Raw genomic sequence first — 19656 nt, forward strand, 5'->3', positions numbered from 1 at the left:
CCATGAGCCATTTTGATTTTTATCGTGGCAGCTCTTCGGTAAAACCCCGTAAACCTCGGCGAAGCAACGCTCTGCGGGGCACCTATGATCTCTCAATATGCGCACCTGTGCGCTTATGTCCCATACAAATTGGGGGGTCTTCGCCTCTGAGTTTGTTGCGATTTATTAAAAAACTGGAGTAATTCTAACGAGCGTGTTGCAATCACAGACCGGACGGGTCGATTCCATTGCGCAAGCAAGTCTAGGCAATTGAAGAGTTTTTTCGGAAATTGTCTTTATGAATTACAGGCAGATGCCCCGGCGAAGAGGGAACCGGACAAGCGGAATGACTGAAAACCTAGCAAACGTAACAGAGCTATCTGATGCAGACGTTGCGGAGGCAAATGCCTCCGCCAAGAAACGTGGACGCAAAAAATCCGCGGGTCAGGTTTGGCTGCAGGATGCGGTTCGCCCGGAAATGAAACTGGTGAAACGCGGTGCAATGTTACAAGGCCTCTCGGAACTCCTTTGGATTCCGCAGGCAGCATTATTGGCATTGGCAATCGCTGGCCTGATCGATCCACACGGACCGGGCCTTGATCCATTCTATGCAACAGCCTCTATACTTATCTTAGCCGTGATCCGCCATTTTCTGCGCATCAGGGGCGGTGAGATCGCAGTTCGCGCAGCCTCAAAGGCGCGCCACAGACTGGAAACCAGTCTGCTGAGCAATCTGACCAACCTGTCACCGGCAACCGAACTGCCTGCAAGTGGTAAAATCGCGTCCATCGCAGTGGAGCACATTCAGGCAATCGGCCCTTATCTTGGCCGTTTTCTCCCAATTCAAGCGCGCCTTTCACTCGTCCCTCTCGTCTTGATTGCGTCTGTCGCCTATGTCAGTTGGTTCGCAGCGCTGTGTCTGCTGATCTTTGGCCCGCTGGTGCCGGTCTTCATGGCAATCGTTGGTATCCGCGCCAAGAAAGCCAGCGACCGTCAGCTCGGTGTTCTTGCCGATATGGGCGGGCTGCTGCTGGACCGCCTCAGAGGCATGGAAACCCTGCGTCTGTTTGGTGCGGTGAAACGCTCTGAGGACGATATCCGCAAACTGGGCGGTGACTTCCGCACATCCACTATGCGTGTATTGCGTATTGCATTCCTCTCCAGCACTGCGCTGGAACTGTTCAGTGCCGCCGCAATCGCCATCACCGCAATCTATGTCGGCTTCTCTCTCCTTGGAGACTGGAGCTTCGGCACATATGGCTCACCGCTCACACTGGCCGGTGGCCTGTTCGTTCTGATGATCGTTCCTGAATATTTTGCACCACTTCGCGCTTTTGCGGCAGCTTATCATGATCGCGCCGCAGGCATTGCGGCAGCAGATCATATCGTTGAGTTGCAAAAACAGCTGGAGGACGACGGCCAGGCAGATATCATCGGGACCGGGCTTGATGTTGTGCCACTGCCTGCAACCGGTGCACTGACGATCCGAAACCTGAGTGTTTCCCGCGGTCACCGCAAGATCCTCGCTGACGTCAACTTGTCTCTGGGTGAACCGGAACTGGTCGTTGTCAAAGGCCCGAGTGGGACCGGTAAATCAACCCTGATGGATTGCATTCTCGGCTTCTTGCCAGCTGATCAGGGCCAGATTGCTTATGGCGGACTGCCACTCACCTCATACGGCTTGACCAACTGGCAGCAGTCTATCTCCGTCCTTTCGCAAAATCCTGAACTGTTCCACGGCACGTTACGGGCAAACCTGCGCCGCGCTGATCAGTCAGCAGACGATGCGACACTCACACAAGCTTTGAAGCTTGCTGCCGTTGATGAGTTGCTCGCCAAAATCCCGGGAGGTCTCTCAGGCCAGATTGGTGAAGACGGCAAGGGCTTGTCATTAGGGGAGCGTCGCCGCTTTGCATTGGCGCGTGCTGCCCTGCGTGAGGACGCAAGACTGATCATTGCAGATGAACCAACTGCAGATCTCGATGGTGCAACCGCACAAAAGGTTGTTGCGGCTCTTAAAAAGCTGGCACACAACAAGCCAGTTCTGGTCGCAACTCACGATCCGCGCGTTGTCGGCTCAGCCGACCGCGTGTTGACCCTGAAAGAAGGTGTGCTGGTTGAGCTGAATGAACGTGAAGGAGAAGAACAATGAGATCGTCCCTTCGCATCATCTGGCTTTTGCAAAAAGAAGAGCCGCTCGCATTCTGGGGCGGCTTATTTTTGGCATTCCTACCAGCCGCTGCTGGCATTGCCTTGCTCGCCGTCTCTGGTTACTTCATCACCGCAACAGCAATCGCTGGCCTGTCTGCAGGCGCGATTGCATTCAACACATCTTCAGCGGCAAGCAGCATTCGTCTTTATGCCTCCATGCGTATCTTCGGTAGATACATCGAGCGCGTGATCACACACGATGCGACCTTCCGCTTTCTGGCCAACCTGCGTTCCGGCGTGTTCCGTGGTCTTGTCGCCCGCGAAAGCAACGGCACACTGAGCCAACGCTCCGCAACAGCGCTCTCTCGCGTGGTGAGTGATGTGGACCAGCTTGATGGCTTGTTCCTGCGTCTCGTTGTGCCTCTTGCCTCAGCAACCATCATCACTGGCCTGACACTGGTTATCCTCTGGCAGTACTCCCCAATGGCATCCATTGCTCTGGGCGCTGTTCAGGCAGCAGGCCTCACTGTTCTGGCAAAATCTGGTGGTCATCGCCAAAAGGCACAGGCACGCAAGCTCAATGCAGCCCGTGACGCTCTGCGCGTTCGTGTGTCGGATCTGGTACGGGGACGTCGTGACCTTTCCGTCTTCGGCGGTCTTGAACAACAACGTGTTGCTGCACTCAAAGCAGTGAACCAGCTGGATGATGTGCAAGAGCAGAACGAACTGACAGACATGCGAAATCAGGCTGTGGTGAGCACCATGAGCCAGGTGATGGTCGCTGTCACGTTCCTGTTCGCCGCTTATTCCTATCAGCAAGGCCAGATGGAACTGAAGCATATAGCTCTGTTCGCGTTTGTAGCTCTTGCTCTACCAGAACTGCTCATCTCCCTCGCCAACAGCGCAGGCAGCTGGAGCAAGATGTCTGGTGCAGCTGATCGCGTCCGCTCCCTGCTCACAGTAGGGCAGGACAGCGAAGCACTTCAGAACGCCCGCAGCAATTCTGAAATGCCCTCTTTTGAGGTTGGCAAAGATGCGTTGAACCTGAAAGACATCCACTTCGCCTACACACCAAAGGCAGCTGCTATTTTGGACGGTGTAGACCTCGCTCTGCCAACTGGCAGCCGTACAGTCGTGATCGGTCCAAGTGGTGCTGGTAAGTCTACGCTCGCAGCTATTGTTGCACGCCTGCAAACTCCGCAATCTGGTGCAATCCAGATTGGCGGCGTCGAGCTGAACGGTATGGCAGAAGATAAATTGCGTGCTGCTCTGACAGTTGTCGGTCAACGCACGCAGATCTTCCACAGCACCATCGCAGAGAACCTGCGCGTTGCCCGTGAAGATGCAACCGACGCAGAGCTTTGGGAAGCACTGGCCCACGCTGGTTTGAAGGAGCTTGTCGAAGGCAGACAGGAAAAACTGGAAACCCGTCTGGGCGAAGGTGGTCTGGGTCTGTCTGGTGGTGAAGGTCGTCGTCTGGCATTGGCCCGTGCCTACTTGCGTAATCCGGAAATCTGGATTGCGGATGAGCTGACGGAAGGACTGGACCACGCAACTGCAGACAAAGTACTCGCATCCTTCCGCGCCATGACCAAAGGTAAAACAGTCCTCATGGTCTCCCACCGCGCCAGCGAGCTGGAAGGTGCTGACCGGGTTCTGGTGCTTGAAGACGGCAAGCTGGGGGAAGTCACCCTGCCATTGTCTGAGGAGATCAAAGGTCGCCTTCGCGACGATTGATCCGGGAAACCGAGTTTAAAAGAAAAGCGCAGCCTCAGAAACGAAGCTGCGCTTTTTTGTTCTCTCAATGATCACAAAACGGATCAGATAAACAGCATCAAGCTGCGATCTGACACCCCGGTGTTTCGTGATCAGAACCACCGTTGTTGTAAAGGCCGCCGAAGCGATTGGAGAGGAAGTCATCCAGGTTGATGCTTTCCTGCTTCACAAAGCCTTTGGCGTTCAAACTACCATCCATGAGCAGATCCAGCGTGGCACAGATGCTGGCTGCCGTTGTGATCTGAATACCGCTCCAATGTTTGCCCATGATCTCACGGTCATTGACCACGTGAGAGTAGGACTTCTGCTGGAACCGACCATCTTTCATGCCTGTGGCGGTGATGAAGATGAGCACGCGGTCCTGCATGGTGACCGGAATGGAATCTTCCATCACCTCTTTCAGCAAATCACGCTTGTTGATGAAGCCCAAATCCTTCAGCAGCAGCTCCATGATGTCCCGGTGCCCCGGATAACGGATGGAGAGATAACGAAGGCTCTGCACCTTGTCCTTTAGCGTCTCAGAAAGAGAGCCTAAGCCACCAGAGGTGTTGAAAGCTTCATAATCAACGCCATCCAGAGAGAAATGCTGCAGACCGGCCAAAGCTGGCACCTTGGTCAACTCGCCGTTCTCGATGGCAAGGCATGGATTGCAGTACTCGTTGATCAGGCCATCGGTGGACCATGTCAGATTGTATTTGAGCTTGTTGGTCGGATAACGGGGCAGGGCGCCTACACGCAGATGCAGGTCTTCAAGACTGTCAAACTGCTTTGCAAGATCATATCCGGCAATGGATACAAAACCGGGTGCGAGGCCGCATTGCGGAGCAAACGCCTTGTTGGCGCCTGCTGCAATCTTCTCCACTTCAGCAGTGCTGGCCACATCTTCGGTCAGGTCAAGATAATGACAGTCTGCATCTTTCGCGGCCTGCGCAATCACCGGCGTCAGGAAAAACGGTGCAGCTGAAATAACTGCGTCGCATCCTTTAAGAGCTTCTGTGAGTTTCCCCAGATCACTCACATCCAGTGCTTCTGTTGTCACATGCGGCACGTCCAGCGCACTCAGCGCTTCCACACTCTGGTCCAGTACCTTGATCTGATAATCACCTGAACCTTGTAACAATGCAGCGATCATCCCACCGATCTTACCTGCACCCACAACAGCAACATGATGTCGGCTCATAAGCCCCTCCAAGCTTGTTTCGATTGACGAGAAGTCTACGTGAAAACACTGCCGGAGTTTATGGGGCAACTTGCCGAAATGACGCTTTATTTCGTGTAAATGACGGTAACTATGTCATATTGACATTAAAATTGTAAATATGACGACTTTTACGTGCAGCGCTCACACGATTCGTGTTTGAGAAAACACACGAGGAGTGCCAATTAAATCGAATAGGTGAAGTGTACGAATGCGCAGGAGCTGTTATTTCTCAATGCTATAAGTATTTTGAGGCATGAAAGGCCGTTGCCTCTCAAACTTCTTCGTCAGCACGATAGAGGACCGCGTGCGCTCAACACCTGGAATGGCGGCAATTTCGTCGAGCACGGCATCCAGCTCTTCCAGACGGTCAGGCTCCACAATCAGGCAGAGGTCAAATTCACCGGAAATCGTCAGACAGCTGCGGATTTCAGGGTAGGACTCCAACTGCGCAATCAGTTCGCGTGAGCGTTGCTGTGCAACGGAAAGCATCACAAGAGCCTGAACCCGCTTCTGGTCCTCTTGGTCTCCCAAAATCGCCGTATAGCCGATAATGATGCCTTTGCGCTCAAGCCGGGCAATGCGCTCCTGAACTGTTGAACGGGCAACGTCCAGCCGGCGTGCAATAGAAGACACCGGTTCCCGAGCGTTTCCCTGCAAGATGGCAATTAGCTTGCGGTCCAGCTCATCCTTAATCTCGGCCATAGAAAGTCCTTTGAATTTTGCGGCAATATAACAGGCATCTCGTTAATTTGGCAGTAGGATCAGGCAAAACTAACAGTTTACTGGCTGAGGGCTGAGCGAACCTGCTGAGATCAATAGGGTATTTATCCCGTCATTTTGAGTTTTGCCCAGCCTTGCATAAATCGCAAAAAGGCCGTTGCACTCCAAAATATGTGACGTTATAAAGTAACAAATCGAATGTAATATTATAACAAAGTGGTTGTGGGACGTATGAAGCATCTCTTAGGTTCACTAAGCATTCTCGGTCTTCTTGCCGGAAGCGTATCCTTTCCTGCTCTGGCTCAGGCCGAGGTCAATGTGGTAGCATCCATCAAGCCAATTCACTCTCTTGTGGCAAGCGTGATGGAAGGCGTAGGCACGCCTGATCTGGTGGTGGAAGGGGCAGGCTCTCCACACACTTACAGCCTGCGTCCGTCAACAGCTCGCAAGATCGCCAACGCAGATGTGGTGTTCTGGGTTGGCCCTCAGTTGGAAAGTTTCCTTGAAACCCCGCTTGAGAACCTTGCCGACGGCGCAACCATCGTGACACTGAAAGATGCCCATGGTCTCACGCTCCTGAACTTCCGTGAAGGTGGCAACTTTGAAGGTCACGACCACGGTGATCATGCTGGCGAAACCGCTGAAGAGCATGCCAAGCACGCTGGTGAAACTGCAGAAGAACATGCAGAACACGCCGACGAAGGGCATGAAGAGCATGCCGATCATGACAATGAGAAGCACGAAGAACACGCTGATCATGAAAAGCATGAGGAACATGCTGATCATGAGACGCACGATGAGCATGGTGATGAAGCCGTAGACATGCACATCTGGCTGGATCCGCAAAATGCGATCGCCATGCTGCATGAGATTGAGGAAGCCCTCTCCAAAGCCGACCCTGCAAACGCTGCCAAGTATGCAGCCAATGCAAAGGCGGAAGCAGAGGAGATCACCAAAGTCTCCAAGACGCTGAAAGCTGATCTGAAAAACAATCGGACCAAGCCTTTCGTGGTGTTCCACGATGCTTACCGTTATTTTGAAGAGGCCTATAACCTCAACGCGGTCGGCTCAGTCACTGTCAGCCCGGAAGTGCTGCCGGGAGCAAAGCGTTTGTCTGAAGTTCGCCAGAAACTGGAAGGTTTGGGCGTCAGCTGTGTCTTCTCTGAAGTTCAGTTCAATCCGCGCATGGTTGCAGTGCTGAAAGAGGGAACAGGCGTCAACTCTGCAGAACTCGACCCTCTTGGATCAACGCTGGATTCAGGCCCTCAGCTTTACACCGAGCTGCTTAAGCAAATGGGTGGTGCCTTCAACACCTGCCTCTCCGGCAACTCATAATTCTAAGAGATAACAAGAACAATAGGTCAGAACAGGCAGTGCAATGTGAACGAGCACTGTCTGTTTTGTATACTCCCAACTCAGCCACAGGCGGCCAGCTCAACTGCAAAGACCTCACCAGTTTTAGCAAGTGCCAGTTTTCGCAAGTGAATGTGCAAGAAGGAAACGTGCGCAGGCAGTTTGCCTGCCCCAAGCTTAAGGCAGATTACATCGTGCCGTTTTCTTCCAGCCTGTGGCTCCATCTTTCCAATATACCCTCAAGCGCGTCCCGATCTTCTGGATCCAGAATCTTGAGCATCTCAGCTTCCATCTCAAAGTGCGCGGCGGCTGCTTCCTCCACCAGTGCGCGGCCTTTGTCCGTTAAATGGATCATCAGAGCCCGGCGATCTTCCGGATTGGGATTACGGCACACCAACCCCAGCTTTTCCAGCTTATCGAGGCGACTGGTCATGGTGCCAGAAGTCAACATGCTGGATTTGGTCAACTCGGTCGGGCGCAGTGCGTAAGGTTCACCGCTTCGCCGCAGCGTTGCCAGAACATCAAAATCACCCGTTGCCAGACCAAACTTTGAAAAGTTTGCAGAAAGATCTTTGTTGATCTGCATGTTGAGGCGCATCATCCGGGCCAGCACATACATCGGGCTGGCATCCACCTCAGGATATTCGCTCTTCCACTGGCGCACGACGCGCGCAACGTGATCACTCATGGTCACTCTCAATAATCTGGCTTGCAGCAATACAGAGGTATATTGCAGAGGAATTACTTGAGATCAAGATACTTGACGGATCTGCGTATATATCCTAAGCATCAGATCGAATTAATTTGAGATCAAGATAATTGAGGTCGAAGTACATGCTTGTTCAACTGCGCACGGCGCTTACGCCCGCAATTTGGGGCACCACCTACGCCGTTACAACGTTGCTCTTGCCAGCAGAAGACCCTGTCTGGATGGTGGTCTACCGCCTGTTGCCCGCAGGCTTGTTGTTATTGGCGTTTGCTCCGGGCTTGCTTAAAGGTCCTTGGGTCAAGAGAGCGATGACCATCGGCCTGACCAATCTCTCCATGATCTTCTTTGTGTTCATCGCCGCTTTCCGCCTTCCAAGCGGAATGGCCGGAACTCTTATGGCAACACTGCCCTTGCAGATCATCTTTTACATCTGGATTCTGGACGGCAAGACACCGGTTGCCCGCCAGCTCATTGCATCTCTCATCGGTCTGTTCGGTGTCGGCATGCTGCTGCTCGGCGCTGTTGAACTGGACTGGATTGGTATCGGTGCTGCAATGGCCGCTTGCCTGAGCACCTTCACGGGCGTTTATCTCAGCGGCAAATGGGGCAGACCAGATGCAAGCATGGTAACGTACACAGGCTGGCACGTCACATTAGGCGGCCTCTACGCCGTACCAATCGCACTTGTTTTGGAAGGCGCAGCTCCTGTGCCGGACCTGAACATGGCACTGGCATTCTTCTGGATCGGCATTTTGGGAATGGGTCTGGCTTCGGTCAACTGGCTGAAGGGGATCGTACAGCTCAACCCAACAACCATTGGCTTCCTGTCTCTGGTCAATCCGGTATCCGCGGTTTTGTGCGGTCAACTGTTGGTTGGGGAGCAGTTTGGCTTACGCCAGTGGGTCGGCATTCTCATCGTATTGGGAAGTATCGTGTTTGCGCTGAAGACACCCAGCGCTGCAAAGGCCGCGGCACAAACCAAAGATGCGGCTGCAACCAGTTAGAGCGCATTCCCGAAAGGGGACTCTGATTTTCAGATAAGAATAAGCGCTCCAAATTGAAAAACTAAGGATTAGCGCAGGTAAGCGATATAAGCATCCTGCGCTTTTTGCATGGCCTCAACCTTGTCGTTGACGTCTCCTTTGCACACAACACCATTGTGATGCAGCTCCCACCGCCATGGCTTACGGGCTTCATCATCACCTTCGCGATGAACCCGCATGCTCATCTCGGTATTGAGAACGCCTGTCCCTACAGTGTGATCCGGAACATTTCTCCAAAGCTGTCGCCACTGAAACTTCTTGGACATAGTTATCTAACACCCGATGTTCTTCCTATGTTCTCATTGTGAAATGATTCCATTAAAATTCTCCTAACGGATGTTAAGGATTAAATCTGAGAGGGCATGAAAACAGCCCAAACACGGGGTTGGGCTGCTCATTTTTTGATGAAATTTTCTGTTCCCAAACACCACGTCTTAAGCGATGTCTTGCATGGAAAACCAGATTATCTGCTCGGTTTTGGTGGTGCCTTGACCTTACCGTCTGGGGAGACCGTACCTTTGGAACCGCCTTCCAGATCGAAGCGGTAGGCGTCTCTGTTCACGGCATCCTCTTCGGCTGTTTCCAGCTTAGTCTCAAGCTGATCAACAACTGCCTCACTGGAGATCTCAAAGCCCTTGCCCTTGATCGGCTCGGAGAACGGTTCGGTATAAAGATCAGACCCCCATTGAGGCTTCAAACCGTGGTTGGCAGCACCCAGGTTTACCTCAACAGCAGAGTGGTGCTCATCGCCAACCAGATATCCGGTCGCCAGCCATCTGCCCAGTTCCTTCACCTGGTTCTCGGCATTGTCACCTTCCAGCCCCAGTTCCTTCATCACCCCTTTACCCAGCAGGCGAATGCCGGTGAGGAAGCGGTCTGTGGTACCGGACGGACCAGCAACGGTTGGTTTGTTGTGCAGGTCCGCATCCTTGGCAAAGCCTGTGCCGTCTTTAACATCCCAAACAGAAAAACCGGGCTGGTGTTCAACAATAACCTTGTCCTTCGGCATCTCACCGGCTTTGACAGGTTTGTTTTCTTTGAACTGGTAGTCTTCTCTGTCGTGCCGATTACGCGGGTTGGTCTTCGCAAAATTAATCTCGCGTTCTGTCAGGCGTTTGTTCGCTTCCAGATCAGCAGCCGTTGCCCACGCACCATCGCCGCCTTTCTTGCCGCGCTCACGATACTTCCGCTGGTTCGCTGTCAGGCTCTGACCTGCCAGTGCATCATTCTGCGGAACGGGTCCGTCAACTTGGTCACTGCCCGGCACTTCGCCGTAGAGCTCTGGGTTCTCCGAGGCGTTTTGCTTGTTCTCGTTCCGATAAGTGTAAAGCTTCAACTCATCTGGAGCAGTGCTGTCCGGTCCAGCGCCACGAGGGCGGCCAAACTTGAAGCTGTGCAAGTAATCGATGTCGATGATGTCTTTCATCTTCTCCTGAAGTTCGGGGGAGTGATAGATCTTCTCCATGGCCTTTCGGAAAGCAGGGGAGTTGGACAAATCGAAATAGGCCGTGCCTTTTTCGCGGATTGTCACGTCGCTATCTTCTTTGCCCTTCTTGGCACCGTCGACAATCTTGGTAAAACCACCAGCACCCAGCTGACCGACAACACCGTATTTCGGATTGTCGCCCGTATAAGCCTGCATGGCATCCATCATGCCTTTGAGCTCGTCGTCACCTTCAAGCCGCGTAAACACGGTCACAATGCTCTTAATCAGACTGTCAGCTGTCTTGTGTGCGGCCGGACTATCAGAAGCAATCTGCGCCATCGATGCTTCAACGGCTTTGTTGTCAGCAACGCTCAGCACATCAGCCTTGGGCATGCTGGCTTCTATTTGCTCAGCCTGCTGCACACTATCAGGAAAATCGATACCAAGATGCTGACATACGCGTTTCGCCCAGCTCAGCTCGTCTTGATTTCCTGAACTCTCAGGTTGTTGTTGTGCACCACCCAGCATCGACACACTCCTCAGACAGATGACCATTTATTCTCATCTCACGACAATGTCTGGGCCGTGTTGCATGGGGTTTAAAATAATCGATAAAATATTGAGAGGAGCGTTCACAAAGATCACAATGGTTATATCGGCATTGTTATGTTGCAAGTGGTTTGATTAAAACACCGCTGATCACCGTTTAAAGGTGGTTCTCCAGCACCTTCAGCAAAACCGAAGGCACTGGAGAGACATTTAGAGATTAAACGCGAGAAACAACCATTTAGCGCTACAGGCTTAACAGATGACGGCGTCTCACGATGTTGTTATTGTGCAAGATACTGCGGAGCTGACTTAAGGTAACTCCCATAGGCTTGCGCATTGGGATAAGAGAACTGCTCTGCAACAGGATTACTGCGCTTGCGTTTGGCCGCTCCAATATCTTCCAGCAGTTCATCAAAATGCTTGAAGTGGAATGGAGCTGAGCACAATCCGCCATAAACCTGAGCTGCAGGTCGGTCATCGCGCCGCCAGTCCAGCATCTCATCAATGTTCTGGCGCATCTGTCCATCCGTTGGTTGCTTCTCCAGCTGCCCATCCGCATAGCGCACCAGCCAGTTTGCAATCATCTCTGCAGAAAGCACCGTGCAGAAGCTGGAATTGAAGCCCACAAACCCCATTTCTGGCAGGTCAGGGTTTACAGAAAGACGGTAGGTCCGATACTGCCCGTCCTCTTCAATCAGCTTGTCACGATACTCTTTTGCCAGATACGGAATGCCCAGCTTCCACCCCACCGCAAGCACGGAAACATCACAGCCCACTTTATCGCCGTTCGTTAGCACTGCCTGACCATCTTCATAATGATCAATCGTGCCTTGAACCGGCTTGATAACGCCGCTCTTGAACCCCTCAAACAGTCCTGGGGTGACAATGGGAATTGAGCAGGAAATGTCCTTCTCAATCGGCACCTTCGGCACCATATCCCACTTCTTCAGCCCCAACTGAAACTTCAGCAACATCTCAAGACCGCGGAAATTCGCCCAGATCAACGGTTTCGCAATCGCAGCCATTGCCTTTTGCAGCGGATTTCTGCCCCAGCTGTTGAACTGCAACTCCTGTGCCCGCATGTAAAGCAGCCGTTTGAAATTGATGCCACCCACAAAATACGGCACCCGCCACACTGGCTCACGATACACCAATGTTACCTGAGAGGCCCCGTTCTTCGCCGCGTTCACCGCCACATCTGTTGCTGACTTGGACCCGCCCAGCACCACCACCCGTTTGCCTTTAGCAAGGGAAGGGTCGGTATAGTCGGATGAGTGCATGACATGCCCGCCCTGCGCCTCAAAACGGTCCTGTCCCGGATGGCTGATAATGTTCTTTTCAGAAAACTGTCCCGTTGAGATGACGACAAAATCGAAGTTTTCTTTGCGAACCTGCCCCGCAGCATCCAGCGTCAGTGTCCATCCTGGCTGGCCGTCCTCCCGGCGGTCCATGGAAAGGACCGACGTATTCAGCTGAAACAACCGATGCAGCTTGTGCTTGTGAGCATAGGAATGCAGATAAGCATGCACTTGCGACCCCTTGGGCCATTCCGGATACTCCTTGGGCATAGGATGATCCGTATAACAATACAAATCTTTTGGAGACTGGGTTTGCACCCCTGGATAGGATCTGGAAAGCTCCCAGACCCCGCCAAAATCGTGGGTGCGCTCATAGCCGAACACCCGGTGCCCACGTTCGTCAAAGGCTTTGGCAGCCGCAAGTCCGCTCACGCCGCCGCCAATGACAGCAACTTTCTTCTTCTTCACCATGTCAGCCACCTTTATTCCGCTGGTGGTGGTAAGAAGTCGACTTCATGCAAGGCAGAGATGCGCACAAGCTCTTCTGGATCTGTCACGCAGTCTAGGGCCTCAAATAGATCATAGAGCTTACGGGAAGGGGCCACGCCAAACACACAGGTTGCTTCATCGCCGGAGCGGTTGAAGATCCCATGCGCAATTCCGCGAGGCATTCTGATTGTGTCTCCCGGTCCCGCTTTGTGGCAAGCTTCCCCAAACTCCACCTCAAGGGCACCAGTCAAAACTGTGATCCACTCATCCTGTGTTGGATGAATGTGCGGTGGCACAAAGGTCCCGTCCGGAATAGTTGCATGCCAGATAAACACGTTCTCGGTCAGCACTTTAGGTGTGTATGTATGGCCAACAACATTCCAGCTGGTGTTGTCATTAAGGCCTTCCCCCACAAGCGTTACACCTTGCAAAGCACCTTCCGGCATCAAGATTTGATCAGACATAATTTCCCTCCTCATCAATAGAATAAAGTGGCTGCTTAGCTCTGATTATTTATTTTGAAAAATTATCAATCTATCTCCGCAATACCTCCGTCATGAATACATAGAAATACTATGTAATCAGGCGGCGTTGGTCAGGTTTATCTCGCATCTGCGAGATAAATAGTTACCTGGTCTGGATAGATTCTTTTTTAAACTTAAAACAATGATATCTGCGAAGGGAGATAGTTCAAGCTTAAAATGTTGTGGGGCTCTACAAACTATCGATTTTGGAGGATGAAATCAAAAATGTAGAACGCATAGGGAAGGACGTAACCAGCGGGATTTGCTGGGATTCGTCTGAGAAGGTTTCGGTTTTTACAATGTGCGATAAAATTATGCAGAGCCCTCACAACATTGGAAAGACTCTGCAAAATACTCGTAGCAGCTGTTAGATGCGTGTCATCTCGTTCACAGTAAACGCGTCAACGGCGCCCTCTGTTGCCACCATGTAAGCAGCCAGATGCGGGGCATTCATGTGCTCCTGCCACAGCTCACGGGTCTCCCAGTTCTCATAGAACATGAAGTGACTAGAATTTTCATTATCCACGTGCAGGTCATATTGCAGGCAACCAGCTTCAGCGCGCGTTACCGCAATCAGCTTCTTAAGCTCTGCCTTCACAAGATCTTCTTTGCCCTTAGCGGCATGGATATTGGCGACGATGGTCAAGGTCATAGGAGCAATCCTCTCTTTGTTTTGCTGGCAGAGAACCTATATAGTCGCTATATTAATAACAAGTACGCACAATTTTGGTCTATAGGTACAAGAAGTATACTAAGGCGTGCTCCCGAAAAGTGGTTCCGGTTTTCGGATAAGAGTACGTGCAAAAAAGGCTTAGAGCCTGTTGCTTGAATGCATATGAAAGCAACCTGCTCTCAGGAGATAATATGAGTGATAAAAACCAACGCTTCGAGCAATACAATTGCAGTCAGGGATGTCCGGTAGAAGCTGCACTGGAGCTGATTGGCGGCAAATGGAAGGGCGTTATTCTCTACCATCTGATGGAAGGGACACAGCGCTTTGGCGAGTTGAAAAAACAAGTCGGAACAGTCACTCAGCGTATGTTGACCAAACAATTGAGAGAGCTGGAAACCGACGGTCTGGTCTCCCGCAAAGTCTTCGCTGTGGTTCCGCCTCACGTAGAATACTCACTCACACCAAAGGGCGAAACTCTACGCCCCATTATCATCGCACTGCGCGATTGGGGCATCGATCATGCTGTACGGGAAAAGGAAGAGGCCTGAACGACGAAGAAAGAGCATATCAACCAGAATGAACATGGCGTTCAAGCCGGGATACGCTCAAAACATAAGACATAATATGGCGTAGGGGTAATCTGGCTTCTTTAATGGCCCTCACCAAACGGCCATGAAAATGGCCAGAAAAACGGCCCAAGCCCAACCGTGCAGAAAAACAGGAAGTAAGCACCAACCATGCGCACCAGATCCAGTTTATAAAGCGCCAGTGCCGCCTCATAAAACACGTAGGCACTAAACACCATAAACCCAACCCCAAGCAGCATCTGCACGCCCAGGATCACCAACTCCTGAAAAGACCGCGAAGCCTCCGGTTGCGTCACACCACCACCCATATCTCAGCTCTCTCCATTCCAAACACACCCAAAACCCTACCAGATCCCACAATCACTCACACCCCACAATGTTGTGTGTGGAGAGGGTATGACCCGGTGATGTTTGATAAGGACGGCAGCCCAAAAGTGATGCCCCATTCATTCCGTCATAGCAGTCCATTCCTACGTTTCTGGTGGGGCTGACTTGCCAATTTGGTGCAGAAAGGGCAAAAGGCTGCGACTTGAGGCAGTTTGAGACCGTCATGAATGACTGAAGCAACAAAAAAACTCTATAATATCAACCAACCCGTCTTTGCAGTCGCGCCGATGCTTGATGGGATCGATACTTAAAGTTTGTTTATATACTACAATGTGTTGTCAGCTGAAGGCGTTGTCAGTCGTACTGATATTCGTACTAATATCTGAATTTGAGATAGATATTAGTGAGGCCTGAAAATAAAATTACGTTATAGACAGCGGGCGTTTCAGATCTAAGTCTAACAACCACAGCCGTTAGTTGTCGATCAATCAACTCATCAGTAGTTGGATCAACGTCCTCTTGGAGGCTGTAGTTGTTTCTCTTCTGGTTCCCTATCAAATCTTGATGTAGGACGTGGAACAGGGAAGTGGTCCAAGTTCGGCTCCTCCATGAGAATACAGCCATTCGGATAGTCTCTAGGAAATCCAACTAATTCACGCTCATCCCTTGCGCCTTAAGTTTGTCCTAACCAGAAGTTTGTTTTTACAACTCTGGGTTTTTTTAATTAATGTTTACAATCCCAAATATGCATGCATAGATGCATGATGCAATTATGCATGATGAATCTATGGTATCTCAAATGACAAATTTTGTACCCTCTGCCTTTCCTGTCGCAATAGGAGGGGGCGAAAGCTCTTCTCATAAAATCACACCTGCTTTTTACGATAGCGATTCTGCCGATACACACACTTTCACCGTAGATACCACCAACACGCTTGGCTCGGTCACAATCAATGATGATGGTACGTTCTCTTACAATCCAGCAGGGCGGTTTGAGTATCTGGCTTTGGGCGAGAAAACGACAGATACGTTTACATATACAGTGATCGATAGTTCCGGGGGCAGTTCATCAGCGACAGTCACTATAGAGCTCTTTGGTTCTAACGATGGTCCTGTAGCTTTTGCTTCGAGCGAAACCACAGGTGAAGGCAGTGCAGTTACTATAACTCCTTCCTATTCTGATGTAGACGCATCGGATACGCATATCGTTAGTATCATTAATACAAACACTGCAGGTGCAGTCATAACAAACGCTGACGGCACATTCAGCTATGACACTGATGGGAAGTTCGATCATTTAGGTGCTGGCGAAACGGCGACAGACAGCTTTTTTTATGTTGTTACTGATGGCTCCTGGGCCAGTGCAGGAGCGCAGGTTACCATCACCATTACTGGTGAAAATGATGCCCCTATAGCTGCAGAAGTTTCTGGTGAGACTAACGAAGACAGTTCCGTTATCATCACGCCTTCCTACTCTGATGCAGACGCCTCAGATACTCATAGCTTCAGTGTGGACACCACCAGCACTCTTGGCTCGGTTACCGTTAATGATGATGGTACATTCTCGTATCATCCGCAAGGCCAGTTTGACGGCCTTACAGCTGGTGAGACTGCAACTGATAGTTTCACCTATACCGTCACGGACAGTTCTGGTGCTACCTCAGTGGAAACTGTTCGGATTACAATCAGCGGCTTGAATGATGTGCCTGTTGTTTCTGAGCTTGCAGCGGAAACTTCTGAGGAAGAAAGCGTTCTGATCGAACCGGTTTTCTCAGACGCTGATACCTCAGATACTCATACCGTCACCGTAGATGCCAGTGAAACCACTGGGCAGGTCACTCTGGTTGATGGTAGCTTACAATATAACCCGAATGGACAGTTTGAATATCTGAGCATAGGTGAAAGCAAGATCGATACTTTCACTTATACCGTTGATGATGGCCATGGTGGCGTGGTCACAAAGACTGTGACTGTGACAATCAACGGAACTAATGATGCTCCTGTAACAGCTGAAGTTTCTGCTGAGACTAACGAAGACAGTTCTGTTGTCATTACACCGTCTTATTCTGATGCAGATACTTCAGACACTCACAGCTTCAGTGTGGATACCACCAATACACGTGGCTCGGTTACCGTGAATGATGACGGTACATTCTCCTATCATCCGCAGGGCCAGTTTGATGGCCTTACAGCTGATGAAACTGCCACCGATACGTTCACTTATACCGTTACCGACAGTTCCGGTGCGACCTCCACGGAAACTGTTACGATTAAAATCAGCGGTGTGAACGATGCACCCGTTGTTGATGATATCGCAGCAACAACTTCTGAGGGTGAAAGCGTCTTTATAGAACCAACTTTCTCAGATGCTGAGGTCTCAGACACTCATACCGTCACCGTAGATGCCAGTGAAGCCACTGGGCAGGTCACTCTGGTTGATGGAAGCTTCCAATACAATCCAAATGGCCAATTTGAGCATCTTGTTGTAGGAGAGAGTGCGACTGATACTTTCACCTATACAGTGAATGATGGCAATGGCGGTGTCGTCACAAAGACAGTGACTATGACGATCACCGGAACTAATGACGCTCCTGTAGCAGCTGAAGTTTTTAGCGAGACTAACGAAGACAGTTCTGTTGTCATTACGCCGTCTTACTCTGATGCAGATACCTCAGATACACACAGCTTCAGTGTGGATACCACCAACACTCTCGGTTCAGTGACCGTGAATGATGATGATACATTCTCTTATGATCCGACAAATCTGGTTGGCTCTCTAGGTCTTGGTGAATCTATCACTGATACCTTCACTTATACGGTTACAGACAGCGCCGGAGAAAGCTCAGCTGCAACAGCCATCGTGACCGTTACAGGAGACAGCGAAGGACTGACCGGGAGTCTGGGAGATGATACTTATTTGATCCAGGCAAGTAGTGGATCAACGATGATTGACTATTCCACTGAGGTTGATGATGGCGGGTATGACACAGTTGTCTTTGAGGATCTTTCTCTTCTTGACCTAACAATTACGACAGTTGATCACGATGGCGACAACGGTACCGCTCTGAAACTCTCTTGGGATGCAGATGAGGGTATGCCTGCAGGCCAACTCCAGATCGCCAACATGGGTAAGCATATTGAGCGATTTGAGTTTGCTGACGGGACGACACTCAGCAAGATTGAGGTGCTGAATGATGGCCGTGTTGAGTTAACTGGCACTGATGGCGACGACAAGATTTCTGCCGGAGATCTGGCGGAACGTATTAATGGTGGTGAAGGAGAGGATACTGTTCGCTATCTGCTTTCGAGTGCATCTGTCACTGTCAATCTCTCAGATCAATCCCAGAATAGTGGTGATGCAGCTGGCGATGAATACATCTCCATAGAAAACATCATAGGCACAGATACTTACGGTGATACCCTCACAGGGGATGTTGGTGACAACATACTCTGGGGCTATGGCGGTGACGATGCTCTTTATGGTGGCGAAGGACGTGATTATCTGTTTGGCGGGGCCGGTGCAGATCACCTTGATGGTGGTACTGGTTCTGACATAGCCTATTATCATGCATCGGATGCAGGAGTAACGATCAATCTCGCAGAAGGTACGGCCATTGGCGGCTATGCTACCGGAGATGTTCTTGTCAACATTGAAAGTATTGAGGGCTCTCATTACGATGACGTTCTGATCGGTGATAGCAACAATAACGCCCTTTATGCTCAAAATGGCCTTGACCGCCTTTATGGTGGCGAAGGAGATGATACGCTCAATGCCTATGGTTCAGGAGCAGACTATCTTGATGGGGGAGAAGGGGAAGATGCGGTAAGGTATCGCTGGTCGCATGCTGCCGTCACCGTTAATCTCTCTGATCAGTCTCAGAATGCTGGTGATGCGGCTGGCGATGAATACATCTCCATAGAAAATGTCATAGGCACAGATAGTTATAGCGATACTCTCATCGGTAATGCTGGTGATAACAAGCTCTGGGGTCTTGGAGGTGATGATGCTCTCTTTGGTGGAGAGGGAAATGATAGTCTGTATGGCGGGGCCGGTGCCGATCACCTTGATGGTGGCAATGGTTCTGACCTTGTCGATTATAGTGAATCGGATGCAGGAGTAACGATCAATCTTGCTGAAGATACTGCTAGTGGTGGCTATGCGACCGGAGATATCCTTGTCAGTATTGAAACTATTGGGGGCTCTCATCACGATGATCTGCTGATAGGCGACAGCAACCATAACTCCCTTTATGCCCGAAGTGGTATTGACCGCCTTTATGGTGGTAAAGGAAATGATACGCTCAATGCCTATGGTTTAGGAGCGGACTATCTTGATGGTGGTGAAGGAACCGACACGGTCAGATACTACTGGTCGAAGACTGCTGTCACGGTCAACCTCGCCGATCAGTCTCAAAATGCAGGTGATGCGGCCGGAGATGAATATATCTCCATCGAAAATATCATGGGCACGGATGCTCACGGGGATGTCCTCACAGGTGATGCTGGCGACAACAGTATTTGGGCTTATGGAGGGGATGATCAGCTAAATGGTGGACGCGGAAACGACGTCTTAACCGGCGGCTCAGGCTCTGACACCTTCGTTTTCTCAGGCGATGATTTTGGCAATGATGTGATTACTGACTTTGTAGTTGGAGGTGGGTCGGATGACGTCGTTCGCCTAGATAGCGATGTCTTTGCAGATTTTGAAAGTGTGATTGAAGCTGCCAGTAATGAAGGCACTGGCACAGTCATCATGCTGGACGAAAATAGCAGCATCACCTTACTCGGTGTGCTGAAAGAAGATCTCCTGATTGATGACTTCCAGTTCGTCTGATAAAAGGTAATAACTCC

General features: G+C 50.9%; 15 protein-coding genes. 6 read left to right on the plus strand and 9 right to left on the minus strand.

What is annotated here, in order from left to right; genetic code table 11:
- Positions 1-325 precede the first annotated feature (325 nt).
- Both cydD and cydC read left to right on the plus strand, forming a co-directional pair.
- The gene (gene cydD / locus PsW64_RS11440; RefSeq protein ID WP_063303673.1) at positions 326-2131 is read left to right on the plus strand and encodes a thiol reductant ABC exporter subunit CydD; all 1806 of its coding nucleotides are present in this window, start codon (positions 326-328) and stop codon (positions 2129-2131) included.
- Positions 2128-3867, plus strand: a complete 1740-nt coding sequence (cydC, locus tag PsW64_RS11445) for a thiol reductant ABC exporter subunit CydC (protein ID WP_063303674.1) — start codon at positions 2128-2130, stop codon at positions 3865-3867. The genes cydD and cydC overlap by 4 nt, the downstream gene beginning before the upstream one ends.
- A gap of 97 nt (positions 3868-3964) precedes the next feature.
- Here cydC and PsW64_RS11450 read toward each other — a convergent pair whose 3' ends face one another.
- Positions 3965-5086, minus strand: a complete 1122-nt coding sequence (locus PsW64_RS11450; RefSeq protein WP_063303675.1) for a saccharopine dehydrogenase family protein — start codon at positions 5084-5086, stop codon at positions 3965-3967.
- 243 nt (positions 5087-5329) lie between these two features.
- Complete coding sequence (locus PsW64_RS11455; RefSeq protein WP_063303676.1) at positions 5330-5809, minus strand: Lrp/AsnC family transcriptional regulator; 480 nt, start codon at positions 5807-5809, stop codon at positions 5330-5332.
- Positions 5810-6058: 249 nt separating this feature from the next.
- Here PsW64_RS11455 and PsW64_RS11460 point away from each other — a divergent pair, with 249 nt between their 5' ends.
- Positions 6059-7162 (plus strand): metal ABC transporter solute-binding protein, Zn/Mn family, encoded by a 1104-nt coding sequence (locus PsW64_RS11460; RefSeq protein ID WP_063303677.1) that lies wholly within the window; start codon positions 6059-6061, stop codon positions 7160-7162.
- Positions 7163-7367: 205 nt separating this feature from the next.
- Here the strand turns inward: PsW64_RS11460 and PsW64_RS11465 are convergent, their stop codons facing one another.
- The gene (locus PsW64_RS11465) at positions 7368-7868 is read right to left on the minus strand and encodes a MarR family winged helix-turn-helix transcriptional regulator (RefSeq protein ID WP_063303678.1); all 501 of its coding nucleotides are present in this window, start codon (positions 7866-7868) and stop codon (positions 7368-7370) included.
- 146 nt (positions 7869-8014) lie between these two features.
- Between PsW64_RS11465 and PsW64_RS11470 the strand changes: the two genes are divergently transcribed.
- Entirely contained in the window at positions 8015-8893 is an 879-nt protein-coding gene (locus PsW64_RS11470) for a DMT family transporter (protein ID WP_063303679.1), read from the plus strand.
- Between the two features lie 68 nt (positions 8894-8961).
- Here PsW64_RS11470 and PsW64_RS11475 read toward each other — a convergent pair whose 3' ends face one another.
- The 5 genes from PsW64_RS11475 to PsW64_RS11495 form a co-directional block, all read right to left on the minus strand.
- Positions 8962-9198, minus strand: coding sequence for a hypothetical protein (locus tag PsW64_RS11475; protein WP_057465945.1), 237 nt, complete (start codon positions 9196-9198; stop codon positions 8962-8964).
- A 197-nt stretch (positions 9199-9395) separates the two neighbouring features.
- Positions 9396-10886 carry a hypothetical protein gene (locus tag PsW64_RS11480; protein WP_063293184.1) on the minus strand — a complete coding sequence of 497 codons (1491 nt, stop codon included), beginning with the start codon at positions 10884-10886 and terminating at the stop codon, positions 9396-9398.
- Positions 10887-11188: 302 nt separating this feature from the next.
- A complete protein-coding gene (locus tag PsW64_RS11485) occupies positions 11189-12676 on the minus strand; it encodes a flavin-containing monooxygenase (protein WP_063303821.1) in 1488 nt (495 codons plus the stop codon).
- An 11-nt stretch (positions 12677-12687) separates the two neighbouring features.
- Positions 12688-13158 carry a cupin domain-containing protein gene (locus PsW64_RS11490; protein ID WP_082827131.1) on the minus strand — a complete coding sequence of 157 codons (471 nt, stop codon included), beginning with the start codon at positions 13156-13158 and terminating at the stop codon, positions 12688-12690.
- Between the two features lie 427 nt (positions 13159-13585).
- The gene (locus PsW64_RS11495; protein ID WP_063303680.1) at positions 13586-13870 is read right to left on the minus strand and encodes a putative quinol monooxygenase; all 285 of its coding nucleotides are present in this window, start codon (positions 13868-13870) and stop codon (positions 13586-13588) included.
- 212 nt (positions 13871-14082) lie between these two features.
- On the opposite strand from PsW64_RS11495, the gene PsW64_RS11500 reads away from it, so the two are divergent.
- The gene (locus tag PsW64_RS11500; RefSeq protein WP_063293183.1) at positions 14083-14439 is read left to right on the plus strand and encodes a winged helix-turn-helix transcriptional regulator; all 357 of its coding nucleotides are present in this window, start codon (positions 14083-14085) and stop codon (positions 14437-14439) included.
- Between the two features lie 101 nt (positions 14440-14540).
- Here the strand turns inward: PsW64_RS11500 and PsW64_RS11505 are convergent, their stop codons facing one another.
- A complete protein-coding gene (locus PsW64_RS11505; RefSeq protein ID WP_063303681.1) occupies positions 14541-14786 on the minus strand; it encodes a hypothetical protein in 246 nt (81 codons plus the stop codon).
- A gap of 818 nt (positions 14787-15604) precedes the next feature.
- Between PsW64_RS11505 and PsW64_RS11510 the strand changes: the two genes are divergently transcribed.
- Positions 15605-19639, plus strand: coding sequence for an Ig-like domain-containing protein (locus tag PsW64_RS11510; RefSeq protein ID WP_193757787.1), 4035 nt, complete (start codon positions 15605-15607; stop codon positions 19637-19639).
- The last annotated feature ends 17 nt before the right edge of the window (positions 19640-19656 follow it).

Origin of the sequence: Pseudovibrio sp. W64 (assembly GCF_001623145.1) — a bacterium.
Classification (GTDB): Bacteria; Pseudomonadota; Alphaproteobacteria; order Rhizobiales; family Stappiaceae; genus Pseudovibrio.

Coding starts and splice junctions, on each gene's coding strand:
- cydD (WP_063303673.1), top strand. CDS start 326: ATGACTGAAAACCTAGCAAACGTAACAGAGCTATCTGATGCAGACGTT.
- cydC (WP_063303674.1), top strand. CDS start 2,128: ATGAGATCGTCCCTTCGCATCATCTGGCTTTTGCAAAAAGAAGAGCCG.
- PsW64_RS11450 (WP_063303675.1), bottom strand. CDS start 5,086: ATGAGCCGACATCATGTTGCTGTTGTGGGTGCAGGTAAGATCGGTGGG.
- PsW64_RS11455 (WP_063303676.1), bottom strand. CDS start 5,809: ATGGCCGAGATTAAGGATGAGCTGGACCGCAAGCTAATTGCCATCTTG.
- PsW64_RS11460 (WP_063303677.1), top strand. CDS start 6,059: ATGAAGCATCTCTTAGGTTCACTAAGCATTCTCGGTCTTCTTGCCGGA.
- PsW64_RS11465 (WP_063303678.1), bottom strand. CDS start 7,868: ATGAGTGATCACGTTGCGCGCGTCGTGCGCCAGTGGAAGAGCGAATAT.
- PsW64_RS11470 (WP_063303679.1), top strand. CDS start 8,015: ATGCTTGTTCAACTGCGCACGGCGCTTACGCCCGCAATTTGGGGCACC.
- PsW64_RS11475 (WP_057465945.1), bottom strand. CDS start 9,198: ATGTCCAAGAAGTTTCAGTGGCGACAGCTTTGGAGAAATGTTCCGGAT.
- PsW64_RS11480 (WP_063293184.1), bottom strand. CDS start 10,886: ATGCTGGGTGGTGCACAACAACAACCTGAGAGTTCAGGAAATCAAGAC.
- PsW64_RS11485 (WP_063303821.1), bottom strand. CDS start 12,676: ATGGTGAAGAAGAAGAAAGTTGCTGTCATTGGCGGCGGCGTGAGCGGA.
- PsW64_RS11490 (WP_082827131.1), bottom strand. CDS start 13,158: ATGTCTGATCAAATCTTGATGCCGGAAGGTGCTTTGCAAGGTGTAACG.
- PsW64_RS11495 (WP_063303680.1), bottom strand. CDS start 13,870: ATGACCTTGACCATCGTCGCCAATATCCATGCCGCTAAGGGCAAAGAA.
- PsW64_RS11500 (WP_063293183.1), top strand. CDS start 14,083: ATGAGTGATAAAAACCAACGCTTCGAGCAATACAATTGCAGTCAGGGA.
- PsW64_RS11505 (WP_063303681.1), bottom strand. CDS start 14,786: ATGGGTGGTGGTGTGACGCAACCGGAGGCTTCGCGGTCTTTTCAGGAG.
- PsW64_RS11510 (WP_193757787.1), top strand. CDS start 15,605: ATGACAAATTTTGTACCCTCTGCCTTTCCTGTCGCAATAGGAGGGGGC.